Raw genomic sequence first — 21,549 nt, forward strand, 5'->3', positions numbered from 1 at the left:
TCCGATGAAGTCGCGGGTAGACAAATTTTAAGTCCACCGCGCCGACTTCGTTTGTTTAGCTAGGGTTCAACCGCCTCTATCTTGGCTAAGTTCTACCTGTTTTAAGCGTTTAGCAGAACAATAGCAAGACCGGCAAAAGCAAGCCCTAACATTTGAGTTCTGCTCAAGATTTCATGAAAGTAGAAAGTTCCCACTAAAACAGTTCCAATGACAATGGTCAGATTTACTAATGAGCCGGCAACACCGAGTTTTACTTGCTTATTCAGAAACCCAAAAAACAGGTAGGTACTTGGGGAAAGCAGGCAAACAATTGCAATGCTTTTCAAGTCGCCAGTCTTTCCCCAATTTGCACTTAAAGAATCGCACAGAGTAAAGAGACCACCACACAGCAAGACTAAAACCCAGATATATAGTTTTGGCATCAAAGGCACCGAATAACATCAACTAACTGGCATTGAACGCACATCCGTTAAATACCATACATTTTTACCCAGAGAAATTTCTTGAGTTTTTCAGAAATTTATCTAGAACGAGTATTTTTCAAAAGATATGCATTGAAATTTTGATCGTTAAATACTTGATTCACGACCAACAGTAACCAAGTTTACCGGCTTATTTCTAATTGCGGCAACCAAGCCAACTTTTTTTATTGCCTTTCCATCCAGCTAATACAATTGTGCATCTGTTCCTGCATTGCCTCTTTATCCGCATAAAATCGCCGACCATGACCGGGAAGCACCCATTCAAACTCATACTCAGTCAGCCGGCGCATTGACTGAAGCAATTCTGGCCACGAATACCAACAAGCATCGCGGAAAGCAATCAGATGTTTGCGTCCCGCAGACCAAGCAAGATGATCGCCGGTAAAGAGAAACTTGTTTTTGTAGAGTAAAACTGTGTGACCTTTCGTGTGACCTGGAACGGTAATAATTAACAAATCGGGTGTTAATTCCACCGGCTCCAATCCAGTCAATTGAATTTCTACATCACGAGTGCCGGCATTGATTTCATCTTTATGTAAAATGCGCTCACAGCCAAAATGTTCGTAAAACTTCTGATGATCCGCTACATCATCTCGATGAGTGAGATACAAATAATGAATTCCTCCCATTGCTTCTATGCGCTTGACTAACGGCGGGGCAAAACGAGGAGAATCTACTAAAATATTGCCTTCCGGTCGCACAATCAAGTAACTTGCAGCACCATAAGAATTTTCAGCATGGTAGCCGCAATGGTAAACATTTTCTGTAACTGGGATGGGAAAACTTTGCTGTGCTTCTTTAATATCTTTTGGCTTCTCAACCGTGCCAATAGAAGCGGTTGGACAAGCCAAAAGCGCTTGCATCGCTTTCAATCTTTCGGCTTCGTCAGTGGGTTGGCGATAAACTGCTGACTGATCACCGGCACTGTGAAACACCTCCGGAGTCATCCACCGGCACGTATCGCAATCAATACAGGTACTATCCACATAAAAGTCACCAGCGATATTTTCAGGCCGGCGCTGTTGGAGAGTTGCCATTTTTAAACCTCTTGAATATGCTTGTGTTGTGATTGGCTAAGAAAGTCCGTATTGTCTCTATGACTTTACGGACTGTCGAGTAGTCTCTATTACTATTGTGACAAGTAAATATTGATGTTGTGTATTTGCGGTTGGGCACAACCGAACGTTAAAGATAATAATTATCAAGCTTATCTATCAGCGCCTTTAAAAGCAGCCGATCTCATCGCCTTAAACACATTTGTAGTAGCAAATTGATGAGTTTGCTTACCCCACCGGCACTCCATCCCAAGCCGGCCCACTTTGCTCGAAATCTGGCGGTAGTGAAGTTAAGCGAGACTCGCAGCGTCGAATGTAAAGCGCCGCAACGCTATCTATCCTATTTTTATTAACAATATCTTGAAAAGATGATAGAGCGAGTGGGAAGTTTCCCTGCTGCCATGATTGAATTCCCATCTCAAATGCCGGCAGTGACAGGATCTTCGCCTCGTCAAGGGGATAGGTTTGCGTACCCAATACTTCGTAGATATTAATCGCTTGCTGCTTCCCACGCGGCGCGACTCGATCAATCCAGCGTAAATGAAAAAACTCCGGTTGATTTAACTGAGCGATCGCCGCATCACTGACAATCACCTGGCATCCGTAAACCTTTGTCAAATCTTCCAACCGAGACGCCGTATTCACTACATCACCGATCACGGTTGAATCCATACGAGAATCCGCCCCAAGTGTGCCGATCAAACCCCTGCCGGTGTGTAGCCCAATCCCAATATTTACCGGCTCTTTTAAATTAAATAAATCACGGCTTGCATTAAATTCGCGCAGGTTTTGCCGCATCATAACTGCCGCATTCAAAGCATCTTGCGCGTGCTGTCCTGGCCGGTCAAAGACCGCCATAATCGCATCGCCCAAAAACTTATCAATAAAGCCAAAATGGGATGAAATGGCTTGATTCATCTGCGTAAAAAACGCATTTAACCAGTTAAACGTATCAATCGCTTGTTGGGATTCTGCAATAGCCGTAAACCCACGTATATCACAAAATACAATCGATAATTCTTCCTCCTTCGCATTTCCCAACTCAATCGATTCCACACCACGCGGCGCAATACGCTGGAGAAATTGTTCGGGCACAAACAACCGAAATTTTTCCGTAAGCGCTTGATTGATTTGCCAAGCGGCTGCCATATTTCGTTGACTTTTTTCCTTCATTTGCTGCCCGATTTGAATTTGCGATTGCTGCATTCGCATCTGGTTTAGGTGCAATACACTCGCAATCTTTTTTAACAGCAACGTGCTTTTAACCGGCTTGGTGATATAGTCATCTCCCATCATCTCCAATCCTCTCAGGCGAGAATCGTCATCATCAAGAGCGGTTAAAAAAATCACCGGCACCGTTTGTAAGTTCACATCTTCGCGCAAACGCCGGCACAGCTCAAACCCATCCATATCCGGCATCATCACATCCAGCAAAATCATTGCCGGTAAAGAGGTCTTTGCCAGTTCTAGCGCTTTGAGTCCTGATTCTGCCAAAAGGGTGGTATACCCTTCTGATTGCAGCAGTTCTTCTAATAAATACAAATTGTTAGGCTCATCATCAACAAGCAGAATACGGGGCTGGTTATTTGACATAAACTTAAGAAAAAAGTGGCATGGCAGAAAAGGTGAAAGAATTTAAAATTCTCCGGTGAAACTTTTAAATTCACATTCATTAATAATTAATTTAGATGCCCCTGATTCAGTTTGGCCAAGCTCTAGAGCCTTCAAGCCATTAGATGGTTCGCTTCGGCTCTATATTAAGTGGAGCCGGCGAAAGAACGCACTGTTGAAAACACGCGATCAAGATTAAGCGGCTTGCTTAAATAGCCATCCGCACCGGCTTGAAGACATCGCTCACGATCTCCCGGCATCGCCATCGCCGTCACCGCAATCACCGGCACCCGTTGCCAAAGTGCATGAGCTTTTAGCTGCCGGATCAATTCAAACCCCTCTACATCAGGCAGCTGAATATCCATCAAAATCAAATCGGGCAGTGAAGCCACTGTCACTAAAGGCGAGTGAATCGCCTCCAACATGGCAGAACCATCGCAAATTAGCTCAACCATGTACCCCTCAGACTCCAAAAACTCCGCGATCAAAATTTGGTTAGACGGTTGATCTTCTACAACCAAAACACGCTTGACACTAACAGCCGTTGCACTTCCATCGAAACTGGTAGGTGCGCTAGAACGGCTTAATCGAGCAAGCTGATCATGAGCAACCGGCACCTCCCGACGCGGTTCCGTCACCGGCAGCCAAACTCGAAACGTACTACCCTCGCCGGCAATTGATTGGAACGACACCGTCCCCCCATGCAGTTCCGCCAGTCGCTTTGTCAGCGCTAATCCCAAACCCGTGCCTTCATGCCGGCGTGTCAGGGAAGAATCTACCTGCTGAAACGGGCGAAACAGCAAGTGCCACTTTTCCTGGGGCACCCCGATCCCAGAGTCACTCACCTCCAAACATAGGTACGGCGTCATCGGGTGTACCGGACTTGTATCGGGGCGAACATCTTGCGCCAATTGAGTGCCGTAAGCTAAACGCCCAGTCAGCTTAACGTGTCCTCCCTCTGGGGTGAATTTAACGGCATTTGACAGCAAGTTAATCAGCATCTGCCGAACTCTGCGCTCATCGAGCATGACACCACTGACTTGGTAATTTAATTCCAGACTCAGCGCTAACCCTTTGGCTTGGGCGCGGGGTTGAATCATTTTCAAACACTGCCCGCACAATTCTGGAATTGAAACCGGCTCTAAATTTAGCTCAGCTTTGCCGGCTTCAATTTTAGAGAGATCCAGAATATCGGTAATCAATTGCAACAAATGCTGGCCGCTTTTTTCAATTGCCTTGACATGAGTGACTTGTCTATCAGTCAATGGGCCACCTGTTTGCCGGTGTAGCAAATCTGCGAAGCCTAGAATGCTGTTGAGGGGCGTCCGCAGTTCGTGAGACATGGCCGCCAGAAACTCAGATTTTAGCTGGGATGCCCGCTCTAAATCTTTATTAATCTGCTGTAAGTGCGCTTGGGCTTCAGCGCGTTCGATCGCCACACCCAAGGTACGACAGGCGGCGAGGAGCATATCCTGTTGCGGTGCTTCCTGTAGTTTTTGCAGATTGCGCGATTCTAAGGTGAGCAACCCAATAATTTTGCCGGTGGTGGAGGGAATGGGAAAGATGCCCAACTGCCCAATACCGGGATGGCGAAATGCCGGCACTGCCTTTGGGTGGTTTTGATAGTCATCCACAAATAGGGGTTTGCCGGTTTCTACAACGTCCCAAACCAATCCTTGCCCGTAGGGAATACCTTGCGCCAGCACCGCCTCCATCTCAGCCACTGCCGGCGCACCATAAGTGGCAATAAACTCAGTGGAAATTTGATTGGTGAGGATGCCGGCGTAACGATCAACTCCGACGCCGGTGATCACTTTCACATCCCCAAAGGCAGCATTCATCGCCTGTACGAGGTAGCTCAGGGCAAACTGGCCAATTTCCCGCAGTTCCACAGATGCTTGTAGCCGTTCCGTCAAACCGAGTATAAATGTCAGACGTCTGACTTCGGCGTTCAAACTGTCTTGGGATCTGCGATAGCCGGTGACATCCCGAAAGGTAAATAGCCGGCCCCCATCTGAAGTCATGGTGGTATATACCTCCAAGCAGATGCCATTTGCCTGCTCCAGATAGAGGGAAACACTCTCGGTTTCTGTTTGTGCAAGGGCTTCCCTGAGCTGTTCCACCTGCTCAGTTGACCAATAGCGCTGTTCTACTACCTTGGCAAAAACGACGTCACAATGAGGCTGCTCTTGAAGCCACTCAGGCGACATCCCCCAAATTTCAGCGAGTTTCCGATTAAACAAAATTAAGTGATCGGATTGGTCAAACAGCGCAATCGCATTATCGACTTGGTTAAGGATGAGTTCTCGCTCCTCCTTTAACCGCTGCAACCGCCTCTCAATCTGTTCTTGATTCATAAAGTTTTATCAACCAGACGGGGGCTATATTCAATTCTTAATTTTAATTTACAAAAGATAACAACTGCCATGATGCCGCTCTCTTTGCCATTGTGATTTGAGAGCCGGCACTCTGGCAAGCCATTTTTTCAGCTTTCCTATCTGTTTTGTCTAAAAGATTTTCTCATAATCTCTCCCTTACCCTTAAAGCTACGGCTGCGGTTGGGCGCTGCCTAGCTGCCGGTAAAGTTCAGCTTGCTGGATAGCAATCGCCGCTTGAACTGCGATTTGGTTCAGCAGGCTAATTTCATTTTGCTGCCAGTGTCGCGGTTCGCGACACTGTTGAGCGATTAACAGTCCCCACAAATTATCCCCTTCTAGGACAGGAACAACCAAATTGGCTCTGACCTGAAACTGAGCCAATAAATTAATGTGACAGGGCGCTAAAACAGCGTTATAAATATCTTCTATCGCTCTCACTCGCCCTTCTTTGTAATAGTGGACGTACTTTTCTTGAAAACAGCAATCTTCTATTTTTATGCCGATTAGAGATCTCCAGCCTTCTGCAACAGATTCTACAGTTACACTGCCACTCCAATCCGGTTCAAAACAATAAAAGATAAGCCGATCAACACCAAGAAACTGACGCACTTCTCTAACGATTTTGTTTAGAACTTCTTCTAAGTTAGAGTTTAAGCAAATTTTTTGAGCAATGTTTGCCATTAATTGCTCTTGCTTGTTTTGCTGGCGCAGCGCTTCTTCAATCTGCTTGTATTTAATAATTTGTTGTTCAAGTTCTTGATTGGCCACTTCAAGAGCTTTGCTGCGAATCAGAATGTCTTCTGGTTTTTTGTTTTCATTGATTTGTGCGGGTGATATTTGAGTCGCTACTTCAGCACCTTCACTAACCTGTGCATAAGACAGCAAATTCTCTAAGTTGTTTCCCTCATTTAAAGGCTGCTCTTGTTGTTGCGCCGGCACCCAATTGCTTAAAAGTTGAAAAGTGGCTTCTGCCGGCAGTGGTTTGCTAAACAGATAGCCTTGAGCGCTGTCACAACCAATTGACTGTAAAAATGCTAACTGTTCTAACGTCTCAACTCCTTCAGCTAAGACTTCTAAATTCAAACCCTGTCCGAGAGCAACAACGGCTTTCGCAATTGCGGCATCACTGGGATCGTGAATGAGATCCCGCACAAACGACTGATCAATTTTGATGGTATGTAGGGGAAAATATTTGATAGAATTCAGCGAAGAGTAACCCGTACCAAAATCATCCATTGCAATTTTAATTCCCATTTGCCGCAGTTCTTGCAAAATAGCAATGGTGAAATTGATGTCTTGCATCGCAATACTTTCAGTAATTTCTACTTCTAGATAACAAGGCTTGATGTTAGTTTCTTGCAGAATTTGCTCAATCGTTTTAACCAAACCTTGCTGTTGAAACTGCCGGCCCGAAAGATTAACCGCAATAGGAATCGGAGGAAGCCCTTGTTCGCACCAAGCTTGATGCTGGCTGCACGCAGTCCGGATCACCCATTCCCCAATTGGGCAGATCAGTCCTGTTTCTTCTGCTAAGGGAATAAATTGATTTGGTGGCACCAATCCCAAATGCGGATGCTGCCAACGAATTAGCGCCTCTAAGCTGACAATTTCCCCGGTGTTAATATCTATTTGAGGTTGGTAATACAGCAGCAATTCATCTCTTGCCAACGCCTTACGCAAATCGGCTTCCAGTCCCAATTTTTCTAGGGCTTTGGTGTTCATTTCAGGCAAGTAAAACTGATAGTTATTTCTCCCCTGCTGCTTAGCTCGATACATGGCAGTATCTGCATTTTTTAGCAGCGTGTCTGCATCTTCGCCATCATAAGGAGCTAAGGAAATTCCTAAACTTGCACTGATATAAAGTTCCTGAGCTTCGATAAAAAATGGAGCGTTCAGCGCATCCAAAATTCTTCGAGAAATTTTGCTAATGTCCTCCACATAACCAATATGGGGGAACAAAAGCGTAAATTCATCTCCACCCCACCGCGCAACGGCATCGCACTTACGAAGACAACCCCGTAAGCGTTCTGTTACTTGCTGCAATAGCTGATCGCCAACTGCATGACCTAAAGTATCGTTAACGGTTTTGAAGCGATCTAAATCTAGAAATGCTACCGCTAGCATTTCTCCGGTTTGATGCGCGTTGGCGAGTGCCAGGGAAAGCTGTTCGTCAAATAGCAGCCGGTTGGGAAGCTTTGTCAGCCGATCGTGGGATGCTTGATGGCGCAGCATAGATTCTACGCGCTTTTGCATCAGCGCCATATAGAGGTGAATCCCAATCGACTGTGCCAGCTTGATTTCATCGGCAGTCCATTCTGGACTTTGCTCTGTTTTGAGTTCGCGCCAAGCTTCAAATGAGTTGCGCGGGTGCAGGTTCCGTTCATCCCGGTTGTAGCGCCCTGCCCACATCACTTCAGTATCATAAGCATTGCGAAAAATACTCAGGCACCCGACACATTGGTGCCGATACTGGAGGGGGATGATCAAGATAGAACGAATTGGAGTGGATTCAAAGGCAAATGCTAGGGACTGCCCTTGAATGTCGCCGGAGAAGGTGGTGAGGATCTGGGGGGAGGGAACTCCGTTGGTGCTGAAGGTGGGGCTGCTTGGAGAGTTGAGATCGAGTGCAATCAGCGATTTTCCTGCTTGTTGCCAAGCGAGAGCGATTTCTTCATGAGTTGGGCTGTGGGTTGCCGGCGTTTCCTGCCAACCGATCAGTTCTTTCCAGGCGGTGGTTTCTTCAATAAACGGCACCGTCGGCTGTTCGCCATAAGTATAAATTTGTGATGGCTGCGCTGCCGGTTCAACAACAATATGTAGCCGCCCGCCAGAACCTTGCAGTGCTTTAACCGTTTCTTCTAGAACCATTTGCCGGATTTCAGCCTGATTAAGGGGGCAGTGGAGGAGGCTGCTCACTCGATTAATCATGGCTTCGTGGTGTGCCTGCTGCTGCACTTGAATGACCAAGTTAGATTGAGCAATGGCAATCGATATCTGATCTACTAATAGTTGTACAATTTGCAACTCTCGATCTGAGAAGCGACGCGGTTCGGCGTGGTGGATGGCAAGCAGTCCCCAAAGCCGGTTTTGATAAACAATCGGCACGGTTAGAGAAGCGAGCACTCCCATTGCCAAAAGATATTGAACGTGGCACTCGTCAACCGGCGCGTAGCGGGTGTCTTCAACGCTTAGATTTTCGCCGGTTTCTGCACAGTCCAATTGATTAAGGATTTTCCGCTGAGCGGTCACATCAATAATCACTCGCTGACGTGCTTTAAGAAACATTTCCCTAGCTTGAGGGGGAATATCATCGGCAGGAAAATGCAGGCCCAGCAGTGAGGGTAAGTGCTGCTCTTGAATACTTTCGGCAATGACTGCGCCACTGCCATCTGCATCAAATTTATATATCTTGACTCGGTCTACCTCTAAGTAGCAGCCAATTTCTTGCACAGCTGTGTTCAAAATCTCTGGCAGCTCTAGTGATTGCCGAATGCGATTGGTGATTTGATGAAGCAGATTTTCTTGGCCTGGCATTATTTGTGACCTTTTAACGGGTGTTTGTTAAAAAAACCTTTGAACCGGCAGTTTGTAGAAATAAACGATTAGCCTGAGTGCGAATCTGCTGCTAGGTTGACTTTTGCGATAGGGTGCTGAGGGGCGCTGCCGGTCTGGGCTTGAGTGGCCAACCGCCAAACCTGGAAGAAATATAAGACTCTACAAATCTCATTTATTCTCTTTGATAGCATTTTTATTAAGAGATATCATTCTTAAGATAGTTGACTTTTTTATATTATTACTTGTGACTTCATTCATCGCCACTTTTTGCCCAGATGTCTCTCAAGAGGACGAAAAAACTATTAAGTTGAGATGTAATGCTGAATACTTAGAACCCTAGAGTGTTGTAAATGTAACAGCAGCAACCGTAGATGAGATGCTGCAATTAAAGCAATTGTGAAAGCACTTGGTTTAGAAAAAAGCCTGTAGATGCCCTTAAATTCTATTTTAACCACTGTTAACAAACGCTGAGCGGCAATAGCTCTGACTTGTGTGCCGGTTGGACAACAGCCTGCGTTGAGATGGGCTTGCCCTGCACCGCAAAATTGACGCACTTGAGTTGAAACGGGACTTTTGATATAAAATTCTATCATTAAGTCTGATAGCCGCCGGCTCGAAGCAATTTAGATGCCGGTGAGAGGACACGATCAGCTTAATAAAGCCTGAAAGCCGATTCAGTGCTTAAACGCAGTATTAGAGAGGATTGAACACGATGGCATTTACGCTTCCTGAATTACCGTATCCCGCCGATGCCTTAGAATCAGGTCATATGTCGGCAGAAACTTTTTCGTTCCATCACGACAAGCACCACGCAGCTTACGTGAATAACCTCAACAAACAAATCGAAGGGACGGAACTCGCCGACAAGTCTCTTGAAGAAATTATTACCGCAACTTTTAAAGATTCCAGCAAAGCCGGCATCTTCAACAACGCCGCCCAAGTTTGGAACCACACCTTCTTCTGGCATTGCATGAAACCAGGTGGAGGCGGTCAGCCCTCCGGCGCACTTGCCGATAAAATCAACTCAGACCTCGGCGGCTACGACAAATTCAAAGAAGAGTTCAAAAACGCTGCCACCACCCAATTTGGTAGCGGTTGGGCTTGGCTGGTTTTGGATAACGGCACTCTGAAAGTCACCAAGACTGGCAACGCAGAAAACCCCCTTGCAAACGGGCAAACTGCACTGCTGACTCTGGATGTGTGGGAACACGCCTACTATCTCGACTTCCAAAACCGCCGGCCTGACTTTATTCAAAACTTCCTCGATCACCTAGTTAACTGGGATTTCGTTGCCGAAAACTTGGCTAAAGCTTCCTAAGCGAGTTATTTACTGACTTGAAAAACCCGGTTTAAAAAGCCGGGTTTTTATCAGTTTAGTTGAGATAAGCCAATTAGCTGAAGGCTGCCGGTGTTCAACATAAAACTTTTCTTAAATCAATGCATTTATATAGCATTACTATTGAAATTGTAAAAAAAATGGAATGCCTGCATCTTAGAAAGAACCAAACGCGTTCGAGTAGCGAAGGCAATCCCGGAAGATATCACGAATGATTGAGAATTAATATATTAGTAAAAATTAAAATGAATAAAATATCAATTATTTTTTATTAAAAATAATAAGCCAATTCTCTGTAATTATAACGAGTTACATAAGAAAGTAAAATTTCTGTTTCTTTAGTTTAAATCTACTTTGTTTGTAAATTAATTAAACTTAACGTCGTTTCTCAATCGGCTGTATTTCTGATTTAATACAAAAGGTGTACGCTGAGTAAAGCTTCATCTAGGAATTTTATCAGGGTCAACCATAGAGGATGAAGCAAGCTAGTGGCAATCTCACTCCTTTTTCTAGATTTAAGACTAGGTTAAAAACTCATATAATACTTAATCTGTCAATAACCAAACCTGAAACTAGCAACCCCTTTAAGATGAATAGCAAAGAACTGGCCCAGTACATTGAAGCCACCGGCAGCATCTCTAAACCTTGGCTGCTGGTACAGTTGCGCTTGAAAAAATTGCAAGAAAGCAAAGACACCCTTTCGCCTGAAGATTATGCCAAAGAGCTAGCCGATATTCACCAAGATTTGATGAAATTAGGGGAGTGGTGGGTTGGCATCGAAGACGAAGCTTTCTGAATGTGAAGGCAAGTTTCTCAGAGAGGGCAGCGCATAGCAAAATTTAGTAGAGGCAATTAGCAATTTTAAATAAAAAATAAATATAAGCCTCTTGAATTCTTCCTCCTTGCCAAGCGCTTTCAGCCCACAGCTATTTTGAATGCCCATATCCACTCAAAATCATGACCACAACCCAGACAACTACAGACGAAATCAACCTGAGCGATCCGCAATACTACTTAAGCCGCGAACTAAGCTGGCTGGAGTTTAACAACCGAGTCTTGCGCGAAGCCCTCGATCCCCGGACGCCACTGCTAGAACGTCTGAAATTTTTAGGCATCTTCAGCGCTAACTTAGATGAGTTCTTTATGGTTCGCGTCGCTGCCCTAAAACAGCAGGTAGAAGCGAAAGTCAGTAAATTATCTGCCGACGGGCGTTCGCCGCAAGATCAACTAGATGTGATTTGCCAACGACTCCGCCCGATGGTAACGGAACAGCACCAGCATTTTGAGCGGGAAATCCGACCGCTTTTAGCAAACCACAAGATACACATCTTGGAATATGTAGACTTAAATCAAGAAGAACGACTGTATCTGCAACGGTATTTTGAGGAGCAAATCTTTCCCGTCCTGACGCCCTTAGCAGTTGATCCGGGTCATCCATTTCCTTATATCTCTAACCTCAGCCTGAACCTGGCAGTTGTGGTAAAAGATCCGGACACCGAAGAAGAATTTTTTGCCAGAGTCAAAGTGCCTAAGGTTTTGCCCCGGTTTGTCTCTTTGCCGGCAGCCGAAAGAAGCAGCGAAACTGCTTTTCTGTTTATCTCCCTTGAGCAGGTGATCGCCCATAATTTAGAATTCCTGTTTCCCGGCATGAACATTCAGGAATATCACCCGTTCCGAATTACCCGCAATGCGGATTTGGAAGTGGAAGAAGACGAGGCGGATGACTTGATGCTGGCAATTGAGCAGGAATTACGGAAACGCCGATTTGGTGGATCGGTTGTACGGATGGAAATTCAAGCCGCCATGCCGATACCTGTGCAGCAAATGCTCAGAGAGGAGCTTTCTCTGGCTGAAAGTGATGTTTACGAAGTCGAGGGTTTGCTAAGTTTGGGGGATTTGATGTCTTTTATGGCTTTGCCCCTGCCAGAACTTAAAGATCCCCCGTGGACGCCGGTGGTGCCCCCTCGCTTCCGCCGGCTGAGTGAACCCCATGTGGAACACTCGAAAGTAGATAGCGACGAGGGAGAAGATATATTCGCACTAATCCGCCAGCGAGATTGGCTGCTGCATCACCCGTATCAATCGTTTGCCGCAACAGTGCAGCGCTTTATCACCCAAGCTGCCCACGATCCAGCAGTGTTGGCAATTAAAATGACACTCTACCGCACTTCTGGAGATTCCCCCATCGTCAACGCCTTGATCGCGGCGGCGGAAAATGGCAAACAGGTGGCGGCTTTAGTGGAACTGAAAGCCCGGTTTGATGAAGAGAATAATATCCACTGGGCGCGGAAGCTAGAAAAAGCCGGTGTTCATGTGGTTTACGGTTTGGTGGGGCTAAAAACGCATACTAAAGTTGCGATGGTGGTGCGGCGAGAGGAAGATCGGATGCGCCGGTATGTCCACATCGGCACCGGCAACTATAATCCGAAAACTGCCCGGATTTATACAGATTTAGGACTGTTAACCTGCCGAGAAGAGTTGGGGGCAGATTTAACAGATTTGTTTAATTACTTAACCGGCTACTCGCGGCAGCGATCGTACCGCAAACTACTCGTCGCGCCGGTGAATATGCGCGAACGCATGATTTCACTGATCCGGCGCGAGATCGAACACTGCCGCAACGGTCAAACAGGCCGCATTGTGGCCAAAATGAATTCCCTGGTAGACCCACAAATTATTGCCACACTTTACGAAGCATCTGGTGCCGGCGTGCAGATCGATCTGATTGTGCGCGGGATGTGCTGCTTGCGCCCCGGATTGCCTGGGGTGAGTGAAAATATCCGCGTTATCAGCATTGTCGGTCGTTTTTTAGAACACTCGCGAATTTATTACTTCAACAACCGGGGTCAAGAAGAAGTCTACACCGGCAGCGCCGATTGGATGCCCCGTAACCTCAACCGGCGCGTTGAAGCGATCGTGCCGGTGGAAGAACCGGAGATTGTCAAAGACCTTGAAGAAGTTTTGGGAATTATGCTGGCAGATAATCGCCAAGCCTGGGATTTACAGCCCGATGGCAGCTACATCCAGCGGCGTCCTACAGAAGAAGGCAACGAGCAATCCGCCCAGAAAATCTTGATGGAAAACGCGATGCAGTAGTCATTTGTCATAAGTCAGCAATGGAACATTGATGCTTGACTTATGACAAATGACAGCAAACAAAAAATAGCAAATAAATGACCAAAGTTATTGGTTTGATCAGCGGCACATCAGTGGATGGCATTGATGCCGCCTTAGTAGATATCACCGGCACTGAATTCGATTTAAAAATTCAGCTATTGGCGGCAGATACTTATCCTTATCCCGCCCAACTCCGAGCGCAAATTTTAGCCTTATGTGCCGGCCAGGCAATTTCAATGGCAGAACTCGCGGAACTTGATGATGCAATTGCTCAGCAATTTGCTTTCGCAGCCACCGCCGTTGCCGCCGGCACCCCAACTGATCTGATTGGTTCTCACGGCCAAACGGTCTATCATCGTCCACCCCAGCCAGATCCGAGGACAACGCTACCCTTGGGCTACAGCTTGCAACTTGGACGGGGTGCTGCGATCGCCCACTTAATCGGCATTCCCACAGTCACTAACTTCCGCGCTGCTGATATTGCTGCCGGCGGCCAGGGTGCGCCTTTGGTGTCCAAAATCGATGTGTGTTTGCTCACCCATCCCACCCGCAACCACTGCATTCAAAACCTCGGCGGCATTGGCAATGTCACTTATTTACCCTCAGCCGCCTCCAGTATGCAAAAGCCGGTGGGATGGGACACCGGCCCAGCTAATGTCTTGCTGGATCTGGCCGTGCAACATCTCACAAATGGCGCTCAAACTTACGACAAAGACGGTGCTTTAGCCGCCGCCGGCACTCCTTGTCTTAGTTTGGTTGAGCAATGGTTGGAACACCCATTTTTTCACCAGCCACCGCCCAAATCCACAGGCCGAGAACTGTTTGGCCCAGACTACCTTCACGGCTGTCTCAGAGATGCTGAAGCTTATTCACTCAGTCCCTCTGACTTGCTGGCCACACTCACTGAACTCACGGTTGCTTCGATTGCTCACAGCTATCGGACTTTTTTACCCCAAATGCCGGATCAAGTCTTGTTGTGCGGCGGTGGTAGCCGAAATCTATACTTAAGAAACCGACTGCAAGCTCAACTCGACTCTGTGCCGGTGTTAACCACTGATGAAGCCGGTTTAAATGCTGATTTCAAAGAAGCGATTGCTTTTGCTGTGCTAGCTTATTGGCGTCAGAGGAACATTCCCGGTAATCTCCCACTGGTCACAGGTGCGTGCAAGCCGATGCTCCTCGGTGATATTCATTTTCCTTGTTCTATGCAGGAAGCGAGCAAAGATTGGGACTAATTTTTTCAGGCAGGATCGCAAAGGAAGAAGAGAATTTATTCAAACAGTTGTGAGCAATTAACAAGATTTCTTTGTTGCCGGCGAAAGGCAATAAGATAGCAAACAAGGCCATTACGGCAGCAATTAGTTCAAGCAAGGAATCATGCCGTGAGTCACACGTTTTTAATGCAGTCAGGTCGGTGGATGTTAGACGGTAACTGGCTAGAGCGCAATGGAATGCCGATTCCTGTTAAAGGGAGAACTTTAGTTGCCTGGAATCAAGACAATTGGTTCACGATGGTTACAAAGCTAATATTTCCAGGCAGTGAGCGGGGTGAAATTACGTTTCAGTACCGAGGACACTTGGATGGAGGTGAGCGTCAGTATACTTTTGTACTTCAGCACAGTGAATTTGGCCGCGTGGAGGGTGAAGGCTGGATTGCTCCTGAATCGATTGTGCAACGCTACTGGGTACTCGGTGATCGGCAGCGCCGCAGTGGTTTTGAAACGCTGCACCGCATGGATGTTAATAAGTATTATCACTCTAGTGGGATCATGGCCGGCCACTCTCTCATCAGTACGATGGAAGCGACCTATGAGCGTCAAATAGACTAGCCGGTTTCAGCATTCAAGTGGCAAGTGACAGGCCGTTCTTCTCGTCACTTGTCGTTTTTTTATTTGCTTTTTGTTTGCTAACTCTGAAAAATTTACTGATTACCAAAAAGCTAGGATTCGAGTTTCGGAAAAATCAGATAATTGAGAGGTGCCGGTGAAAATTTTTAATCAGATACCTATAGCAAATATCTATTGTTTGTGACGGCTAAAACCTTATTTTTTAAAAATAGAGTTCTTAGTCTCATGTTTTTTACATTCTAGATAAAAACATCTTATAGAATATTATTAATTTTATAGAATTACGTTAAATTTAAACTTTTCAATGCAGTTGACAACTTCTCAACTTTAGTCTTACTCGGCAAACCTTAACAGACTGATGTTCACTTAGGGATAAAAAAATTCCTACCTCTTTTTCAAATAGCGAGGAGTTGTTATTCTTATAATTCCCTCGTTGATGGCCGCTACGTGAAAATTTAGTCTGTTTTTATGCATATCTTTGAGTTATTGTCAAACAGTAAGTTTGATATTTCTAATACTTTTTGTGCAAGACTCTGTAGACCATCCTTTGTAGCGTGTCCAAAAAAAAGCGCAACTACCTTTCTCAAGGGAGGTTCTCAAGGCAGATGTCGCGCAAAGGGTTAGCATAAGTTGAAAAACTGGCAGCGCAAATACCTATGAACTTAACAGCTGGCACAGTCCTTCAAAATGGCCAATACGTCATCAACGCGACTTTGGGCGAAGGTGCAGTAGGCATCACCTATCGGGCCACCCAGACCGATTTAAACTTACCTGTAGCGATTAAAACCCTCAATGAGAGCCTGCGCCACCAGGCTAACTTTGAGCAGTTGCAGAAGCAATTTCAAAGCCTCGCTCGTCGCCTGCAAAAGTGCCAGCACCCAAACATCGTCAGAGTTTTCGATTGTTTCAAACAAGCTGGGTTGTTTTATATGGTCATGGAATATATTCCAGGCCAGACTTTAGCAGAACTAATACAGTTCAGCCAGCCAATGCCACAGGATCAAGCACTGGACTATATCCGTCAGATTGGCTCAGCGGTGGGCGTCCTTCATCAACATGGTTTAGTACATGGAGATATTAAGCCCCAAAACCTGATTCGCTTAGAGGGCAGCAATTGTGTTGTAGTGACTGACTTTAGTATTGCCAATGAGCTGAGTGCCGGCCAAGAGGGAACAGACGGCGGCTCTTTTGCCACCCTTTATGGGCCGGCTGAGCCAGACTTTGGAAACTTGCGGCATACCCGAAGCACCGATATTTATGGACTCGCAACGACCCTCTACGGCTTGCTAACCGGCCAACTGCCGGTGGCAGCACAACTGGGCGAGGGTACTGTTTCCACCAATTCCACCAATGAGCAACCCTGTCAATCCAACCTCTCTCTGGCTGTTCTTGAGGCGATTCGCTGCGGTTTGGAAACAGAGGCGAGCCGGCGTCCCCAAACAGTAGACGCGTGGCTGTCACTTTTACCGGCTGGAGAAGACATGAACGAGATAGAGCCGGCAATTATAGAAGTTCAAGGGGAAAGCAGCGGAGAAGTAGAAGAGCCTGCAAGCGTAACCAGCCCCAAAACTTCAGATCGGCACTCATCTAAACGCTTCGTTAGACTCAGTTTCATCCTAACTGCCGTCCTCGCTGGGTTAGCCGGTGCCGGCTTTGGATTGTCACTTCGCTTTGGCAACGCCGGCAAGGTGGGATCTGGCCTTTTTAATACTGAACAGTCCTTTCCCCCGCTAAAAGACTGGCCGGGGACAGAGACGCAGGGCTTGTCTCCATACGCCCTCGGTAAGAAAAGTTTTCCCGCTTACACCCAGGAAGAAACGGTCGATGTCCTGCCGGCACAAGAAGCTTCAGAGCTTGAAGCTCAACCAGAATGGGCCGCTCCACCTAACTCGGTTTCCCCATCTAGCACGTCACCCTCTGAGGCCGGCGCTGCCATTCCCCTACGGCAATCCTGACTAACCTTCCTTCCAGCTTGGAGAATTTGTCAGCGAGTCCAGCCTGAATGTAGCGCCAGACTGTTTCACTTAAAGCAAGCCACCCTTACACCTGACCGTAATTGCCGGCTTTCGCCACAGCAGCTAGGGTTCCCTTCTCGCCCACTTGCTTTAATCTAGATTCAGACAGCGCCTCAGCCAGCAGGTTATAATTTGTGCGGATAGGCACAGAGATTTTTTTATGAGTGATCCATTAATTCATGCTTTTTTTGTCGGCAGAGCCGTGGCTGAAGCTCTCAACGAAGAGCTAGAGAAATCCGTAACCAACGCGTTTAGTGAACTCGGTAAATTCGATGCTGAGCAACGCGAGCGCTTGCGGCAGTTCACAATTGCAGTGATGGATCGGGCCAATCAAGCAACAGCAGCGGTTCCCACGCAAGGCACGTCTGGTTCTACGACGGGCCGGTACAGTTCAGTTTCGGTTGACTTGCAAGCAACCATTGATGAGCTGCGAGCGGAAATCGCTCAATTGCGGGTTCAGTTGCAGCGCTATCGCACCGGCTCTCTTTAAATAGAGAGTGCTGAGTACAACGGTTGACTCAGGACTCTCCGACTTTGCGACTTGAGACTATCAATTACCTGAAACCACAAGTTAGGAAGCCTAGTGTCTGTTCTCCCTGATGATCCTGTCACCCATAAGCACCAGAAGCGCTCCGCATTACCCGCGCATTCCGCCGGTGTTCGTGCCGCCTCTACCCAGGGAATAGCTTGGCCTCCAGTTTTCGGCAAGGCTAACAAGGATAAAGCTTACCGCTGGAGTCGCGACGATTACTCCCACAAGCGGCGCTTTGTCGAAATCTGGACGTTTTTTCTGTTGTTTATGTTCAGTGTGTGGCGCGATAGCAAAGCTTGGAGTTATCCAGGTGGCATGACGGAACCTAAACGGACTGCCAGACGCCGCGCCCAAGCTATCTGGATTCGCGAGTCGCTCCTGGAATTGGGGCCAACTTTTATCAAGCTGGGACAGTTATTCTCAACGCGTGCGGATATTATTCCGGGTGAGTATGTTGAAGAACTCACTAAGCTGCAAGATAAGGTGCCGGCTTTTAGTTATGAGAAGGTGGAGCGGATTATTGAGCAAGACTTAGGCAAGCCAATAGCAACGCTCTTCAAAACTTTTGACCCGGTTCCTTTGGCAGCCGCAAGTCTGGGACAGGTACACAAGGCGTACTTGCACTCCGGCGAAGAGGTTGTGGTTAAGGTGCAACGCGCTGGACTACGCCGGCTGTTCGGAATCGATTTAGATATCGCTAAGGGAATTGCCCGTTACTTTCAAAACCATCCAGACTGGGGCAGAGGTAAGGATTGGATGGGAATCTATGACGAGTGCTGCAAGATTCTCTATGAGGAAATCGATTATCTCAGCGAAGGGCGCAACGCGGATACTTTTCGCCGCAACTTCCGTGATGAGAACTGGGTGCAGGTGCCGCGTGTCTATTGGCGCTACACTTCGCCGAGGGTTCTGACTCTGGAATATATGCCAGGGATTAAGATCAGTCACTACGAAGCGTTGGAGGCTGCCGGTTTAGACCGCAAGGAATTGGCAAATCTTGGTGCTAAGGCATACTTGCATCAACTGCTCAATGATGGCTTCTTTCATGCTGACCCCCATCCAGGCAATATTGCGGTTAACCCGGACGGATCGTTGATCTTTTATGATTTTGGCATGATGGGCCGGGTCAGAAATGATGTCCGGGAAAAGATGATGCAGCTGTTTTTTGGCATTGCCCAAAAAAATGCCAATAAAGTTGTGACTTCTTTGATAGAACTAGAAGCTTTATCCCCGATGGATGATATGGGTCCGGTGCGCCGGTCGATCCAGTATATGCTGGATCACTTTATGGATCAGCCCTTTGAAAATCAGTCGGTGGCCGACATTACTGATGATTTGTACGAGATTGCCTACGATCAGCCTTTCCGCTTTCCGGCTACGTTTACCTTTGTGATGCGGGCTTTTTCCACTTTAGAGGGGGTGGGGAAGGGACTTGACCCAGATTTTAATTTTATGGAGGTTGCAAAGCCTTTTGCAATGCAAATTATGACGAATGGCAATTCCTCAGATCGCAGTAGCTTTCTCGATGAACTGGGGCGTCAAGCAGCTCAGGTGAGTAGCACGGCCTTGGGTTTGCCGGGTCGAATTGACGATACGATTGAAAAGCTAGAGCGGGGGGATCTCCGCATTCGTGTCCGCTCGACTGAAACAGATCGGGCCATTCGCCGGCTGAGCAGTATGCATTTGGCAACGAACTATGCGTTGCTGATCGGTGCTTTCACCTTGTCGGCTACGATTTTATTAGTGAATAATTATGTCTGGTTGGCGCTGGTTGTGGCTCTAGTTGCAACGGTGCTAGCTGTGACTTTGATTCGACTCCTGATGCGGGTTGACCGATTTGATCGGATGTCTTGACGCGCTCTGAACTCTGGCTGAGTGAAGATGGGGCAGTAAGCGTTAGCACAGGCTGTGATTTCTTCACAGACTGCCCGCACAAGTATTTAAGTGAAGGCTTAATCACTTGGTTAGTCTGACTCACTCAGGGGACTGTGTACTCAACACTTAGCAACCAGCACTTATTGCTTAATACTGAATTCATGAAACGCTACTTTGCCGGCCTCACAGACCAGGGACTGCTTCGCTCAGTCAATCAAGATGCCTACTACATCGACCCCAGCGGACGATTTTTTATCGTGGCGGATGGGATGGGCGGTCATGCAGGGGGTCAGGAGGCGAGTCAAATCGCGACTCAGGTGATTCAGAATTATCTGATTGAGCATTGGGATTCGCCTCAGTCTTCAACTGCTCTGTTAGAGGAAGCTTTTCTTAAAGCAAATCAAGCTATTTTGGTAGATCAGCGCAATCATCCAGAACGCTCAGATATGGGGACAACTGCAGTAGTGGCGATCTTTAGAGAGGAAGCCTCGGAACCTGCCGGCACCCAGTCGCTGAAAAGTTGGGTGGCTCATGTGGGTGATTCGCGCCTCTACCGGCTGCGCGGTGCCAAGCTGGAGCAAATTACTGAAGATCATACGTGGATCTCGCGGGCGGTAAAAGCTGGGCATATTACTTCGGATCAAGCCCGTAACCACCCCTGGCGTCACGTTCTATCTCAATGCTTAGGCCGGCAGGATTTGCAAGAAATTGATATTCAGCCGATGGAAGTACACCCTGCTGATCGCCTACTGATGTGCAGCGATGGCTTGACTGAAGAACTTACTGACAGTGCCATCGGCTCTTACCTTAAGTCAATCCGTGCCTGTGATCAAGCGGCGAAGACGCTGGTGAATGCCGCAAAAGATAAAGGCGGACGCGATAACATTACCGTGGTGATCGTGGCGGTTGAAACACGAACTTAAGGCGGATCACTGGGTAACAATTTATGTGCCGGCGGATACGGCGAGGAACACTTCACAACTTCCTCGCTGTTTTTGTTGTGTTATGTCGGCCTGACATTTATTACAGAATCCGGATAAATAATCTTTAATCCAGCCGAGAAGAGGGGCTTTGGCAACAGGTCGCTCAAACTTTTATATATCAAGGCTTTTGCTAACCTTTTTCCTGATTTAGGGTAGAAGATAAATCATTTTTAATTAAACATATAAGCTGGGATCATTAAAGATTTGTTCAGGTTGAGCAATTTTACTCTTTACAAGTTGATACAACTACCTTACTTCGCCGGGAACATTAGGAGGGAGGTTTAACATCTTCATACTTAAGTTACCTATTTGGAGGGATGTGCACTTTGTCAAACGATTGTTATCTTTTGTAATATAAGTTGAGCGTTGACAGTTTCCGGCAATCCTGAAACCAAGCGGCGATCACTGAAAACGGGTGAATCGATCTGGTCTATCCAGAGTTTGAGAGTCAAAAATCCTACTTCTTCTTATCGGAGGACGTTATGAGCCAACCTATTAACCTTTCTTTGGAACAACAATTCAGTATTCGTGCCTTTGAAAGCCAGGTTCAGCAAATGAGTCGGCAACAAGCTCAGGACTTTTTGGTAAAACTTTACGAACAAATGATGGTTCGTGAAGCAACTTATCAGAATCTTCTAAAGCACCAATGGGGTTTAGAACAGGGTCCTAGCTTTGGTTAAAAGACTTCATGCCATAGTAGGCGACCTCCCTCTCTTGCTTGGTTCCAAGGAGGAAAGAAGCTGGGGATGCTGGGGCGTCAACT

Annotated in this window: 16 protein-coding genes; 10 read left to right on the plus strand and 6 right to left on the minus strand. The window is 46.9% G+C overall.

What is annotated here, in order from left to right:
• Window positions 1-101: 101 nt before the first annotated feature.
• The 5 genes from H6F56_RS16575 to H6F56_RS16595 form a co-directional block, all read right to left on the minus strand.
• On the minus strand, window positions 102-422 hold the full coding sequence (locus H6F56_RS16575; RefSeq protein ID WP_190670146.1) for a hypothetical protein: 321 nt from the start codon (window positions 420-422) through the stop codon (window positions 102-104).
• Window positions 423-646: 224 nt separating this feature from the next.
• Window positions 647-1,519 carry an MBL fold metallo-hydrolase gene (locus tag H6F56_RS16580; RefSeq protein WP_190670149.1) on the minus strand — a complete coding sequence of 291 codons (873 nt, stop codon included), beginning with the start codon at window positions 1,517-1,519 and terminating at the stop codon, window positions 647-649.
• Window positions 1,520-1,765: 246 nt separating this feature from the next.
• On the minus strand, window positions 1,766-3,130 hold the full coding sequence (locus tag H6F56_RS16585; RefSeq protein ID WP_190670151.1) for a response regulator: 1,365 nt from the start codon (window positions 3,128-3,130) through the stop codon (window positions 1,766-1,768).
• 164 nt (window positions 3,131-3,294) lie between these two features.
• Window positions 3,295-5,505, minus strand: coding sequence for a response regulator (locus H6F56_RS16590; RefSeq protein ID WP_190670152.1), 2,211 nt, complete (start codon window positions 5,503-5,505; stop codon window positions 3,295-3,297).
• Between the two features lie 189 nt (window positions 5,506-5,694).
• Entirely contained in the window at window positions 5,695-9,060 is a 3,366-nt protein-coding gene (locus H6F56_RS16595) for an EAL domain-containing protein (RefSeq protein WP_190670154.1), read from the minus strand.
• Window positions 9,061-9,793: 733 nt separating this feature from the next.
• Between H6F56_RS16595 and H6F56_RS16600 the strand changes: the two genes are divergently transcribed.
• The 6 genes from H6F56_RS16600 to H6F56_RS16625 all read left to right on the plus strand — a co-directional run bounded on the left by H6F56_RS16600 (window position 9,794) and on the right by H6F56_RS16625 (window position 17,336).
• Window positions 9,794-10,399: a superoxide dismutase gene (locus H6F56_RS16600; protein ID WP_190670156.1), complete on the plus strand. Its 606-nt coding sequence runs from the start codon at window positions 9,794-9,796 to the stop codon at window positions 10,397-10,399.
• A 607-nt stretch (window positions 10,400-11,006) separates the two neighbouring features.
• On the plus strand, window positions 11,007-11,213 hold the full coding sequence (locus H6F56_RS16605) for a hypothetical protein (RefSeq protein WP_190670158.1): 207 nt from the start codon (window positions 11,007-11,009) through the stop codon (window positions 11,211-11,213).
• 161 nt (window positions 11,214-11,374) lie between these two features.
• Window positions 11,375-13,513 carry a polyphosphate kinase 1 gene (gene ppk1 / locus H6F56_RS16610; protein WP_190670160.1) on the plus strand — a complete coding sequence of 713 codons (2,139 nt, stop codon included), beginning with the start codon at window positions 11,375-11,377 and terminating at the stop codon, window positions 13,511-13,513.
• Between the two features lie 77 nt (window positions 13,514-13,590).
• Window positions 13,591-14,769 (plus strand): anhydro-N-acetylmuramic acid kinase, encoded by a 1,179-nt coding sequence (locus tag H6F56_RS16615; protein ID WP_190670162.1) that lies wholly within the window; start codon window positions 13,591-13,593, stop codon window positions 14,767-14,769.
• A gap of 147 nt (window positions 14,770-14,916) precedes the next feature.
• The gene (locus H6F56_RS16620; RefSeq protein WP_190670164.1) at window positions 14,917-15,363 is read left to right on the plus strand and encodes a hypothetical protein; all 447 of its coding nucleotides are present in this window, start codon (window positions 14,917-14,919) and stop codon (window positions 15,361-15,363) included.
• A 674-nt stretch (window positions 15,364-16,037) separates the two neighbouring features.
• Window positions 16,038-17,336, plus strand: a complete 1,299-nt coding sequence (locus H6F56_RS16625) for a serine/threonine protein kinase (RefSeq protein WP_190670166.1) — start codon at window positions 16,038-16,040, stop codon at window positions 17,334-17,336.
• Window positions 17,337-17,421: 85 nt separating this feature from the next.
• Here H6F56_RS16625 and H6F56_RS26915 read toward each other — a convergent pair whose 3' ends face one another.
• On the minus strand, window positions 17,422-17,544 hold the full coding sequence (locus H6F56_RS26915) for a hypothetical protein (RefSeq protein WP_255513734.1): 123 nt from the start codon (window positions 17,542-17,544) through the stop codon (window positions 17,422-17,424).
• Between the two features lie 12 nt (window positions 17,545-17,556).
• Here H6F56_RS26915 and H6F56_RS16630 point away from each other — a divergent pair, with 12 nt between their 5' ends.
• From H6F56_RS16630 to H6F56_RS16645, 4 genes are all read left to right on the plus strand, one after another.
• Entirely contained in the window at window positions 17,557-17,886 is a 330-nt protein-coding gene (locus H6F56_RS16630; protein WP_190670168.1) for a DUF6825 family protein, read from the plus strand.
• Between the two features lie 192 nt (window positions 17,887-18,078).
• Window positions 18,079-19,782: an AarF/ABC1/UbiB kinase family protein gene (locus H6F56_RS16635; RefSeq protein WP_309236561.1), complete on the plus strand. Its 1,704-nt coding sequence runs from the start codon at window positions 18,079-18,081 to the stop codon at window positions 19,780-19,782.
• 182 nt (window positions 19,783-19,964) lie between these two features.
• Window positions 19,965-20,726 (plus strand): PP2C family protein-serine/threonine phosphatase, encoded by a 762-nt coding sequence (locus tag H6F56_RS16640; RefSeq protein WP_190670172.1) that lies wholly within the window; start codon window positions 19,965-19,967, stop codon window positions 20,724-20,726.
• Window positions 20,727-21,268: 542 nt separating this feature from the next.
• Window positions 21,269-21,466, plus strand: coding sequence for an NblA/ycf18 family protein (locus H6F56_RS16645; RefSeq protein WP_190670174.1), 198 nt, complete (start codon window positions 21,269-21,271; stop codon window positions 21,464-21,466).
• Window positions 21,467-21,549: the final 83 nt, after the last annotated feature.

This window comes from Microcoleus sp. FACHB-672 (genome assembly GCF_014695725.1).
Lineage (GTDB): Bacteria > Cyanobacteriota > Cyanobacteriia > Cyanobacteriales > Oscillatoriaceae > FACHB-68.